Here is a 1973-nt window from a genome sequence, read left to right on the forward strand (position 1 = left end):
CTTTGTCTTGTTTTTCACAAAGAACTATGGTATTATTTAGAATAAATAAATTTGCTATTAAACTAAACTAAAATAATGAAATAGAGAGTATGATATGGGAAAATACAAGGTTGGTAAAGAAACAAAGGAAAAGATTTATGAGGCTTCCAAAGCCTTATTTTATGAAAATGGCTATACCAGTACGACTTGCCTGAAGATTGCCAAAGAATCCGGGGCGAATGTTGGTCTGATCAACTATTATTATGGCTCAAAAGGTGGCCTCGGGATTGAAGTATATAACGAAATCATGTCAGCCATCAAATCGAACGTCACCGAAAATCTGAAAAAATTAGGAATTGAAACTACCCTTTTATTACAGACCGCTATCGAATGGCGGGTATTGAACAATAATATGCGATTTAATAAAAATTTCAGCCGTTTTTATTATGACTTACTGGGCGAGAATGTTCTCTACAAAGAGCAGAGCATCGTCACCGATTTTTATCGTAAACTGACTGAAAGCTGCGATCTTCATTACAATGACTTTGAAATAGCTTTTATTTCCTATGCCAGCGCTGGTGCTACTCAAGGCATTAATCTTGCCTATGATGCCGGACTTATTGACTGTTCATCCCATGACTTTATCAATTCCAGCATCGATCTTTTACTGAATAACATGGGCCTTGATGCGAAGCTTAATGACCATGTTATTAAAGAGTCCTATAAAATCGAAAAGATGTTTACCGCTCGAATTGAAAAAAATTTCATCATGGTTTAATCGATTTAATTAGTTTTTTCCTTGAACTATCATCGCAGCGTCGTTTTTAATTCGACGCTGTTTTTTTGTCTTTATTTTTTTGTCTTAAACAGATCAGTATTCTTCAATCTGGGTAACTTTTTTCATCGGTATCATCGTTAAGGCGATCCCAAATAGAATAATGCCAAAACCAATTAAAGAATTGACTGAGGGAATCTCGCCCACAAAGAAAAAAACAAATATTGGATTGAGGATCGGTTCCAGAAGGGATACCATAGACGCTTTCAGCGCTGAAATCATCCGTACCCCTTTAAAGAATACCAGATAAGATACACCAATTTGAAAAACACCCAGAAAAATCAGTCCCAACCACCCCGCCGTGGATAATCCCGAAAAATCCAGCTGTGTTGGAAACAGCAACAGAATCACCAGGCAAAGGATAATATTATTCAGACCAATGATTGAGTTATCAGAAACCGGATATTCCTTATCCATAAAATGCTGCACCATCGCATAAGCAATACCATTCGTCAACGCCAACAAGTCACCCCAAAGATTTCCTCCCGCTGAAGCACTGAAGATAACAATGATTCCCATGAGAATAAATAACCGCGGTATCAGTTCTCTGCTGGTTATTTTTTTTCCTCGCACCACATAGTATAGATAGAGCCACAATGGAGCTGTGCATTGAAGAATAATCGCATTGGCTGCAGTTGTTATTTTCGTTGTCAATACGAACATAATGCACAAATAGCAATAACCAATCGCCAGAATAAGATTGTTTTTGGAGAACCTCAGCTTCTTCCATTGAATCAGGGGCAAAAAAATAAGCCCAGCAATAAATGCCCGACCAAAGATGATAGTATAGGCATTGGCATTGATGAGTTTGATAAAAAACCCGCCGGTGCTAAACAATACCATGGCGATGAGCACATATAAGGTTCCCTTTGTCGTTTTTTCCATCGGTACCTCCTTTTTTCTTTTGCAAGTTATCTTTTGATGATACCACAACCATTCGCTTTTTTCCCTATATTTTTACTTTTATTTCCTGTATAATATTTGTAATAAGGTGGAGGTAAACTTTGTATGTTATCACACTCAAACTTCGCACATAATAATCGAGCAAAATCATCGTAAATCCGATGTTGCAAACATAAAAATAGCATGAGAACACCAGATTTGTTATAATTGAATTAGCGAAAAACAAACAAACAAGCTGGAGGCTCATGCTATGAAA

The 1973-nt window shown here is 37.0% G+C and carries 2 protein-coding genes; one reads left to right on the plus strand and one right to left on the minus strand.

Going from position 1 to position 1973, the window contains the following annotated elements:
- Nucleotides 1-94: 94 nt before the first annotated feature.
- Nucleotides 95-757: a TetR/AcrR family transcriptional regulator gene (locus ACEW8F_RS08965; protein WP_373483136.1), complete on the plus strand. Its 663-nt coding sequence runs from the start codon at nucleotides 95-97 to the stop codon at nucleotides 755-757.
- A gap of 93 nt (nucleotides 758-850) precedes the next feature.
- On the opposite strand, the gene ACEW8F_RS08970 is transcribed toward ACEW8F_RS08965, so the two are convergent.
- Entirely contained in the window at nucleotides 851-1699 is an 849-nt protein-coding gene (locus tag ACEW8F_RS08970; protein ID WP_373483137.1) for a DMT family transporter, read from the minus strand.
- Nucleotides 1700-1973 lie beyond the last annotated feature (274 nt).

This window comes from Acetobacterium sp. (genome assembly GCF_041752335.1).
Classification (GTDB): Bacteria; Bacillota; Clostridia; order Eubacteriales; family Eubacteriaceae; genus Acetobacterium.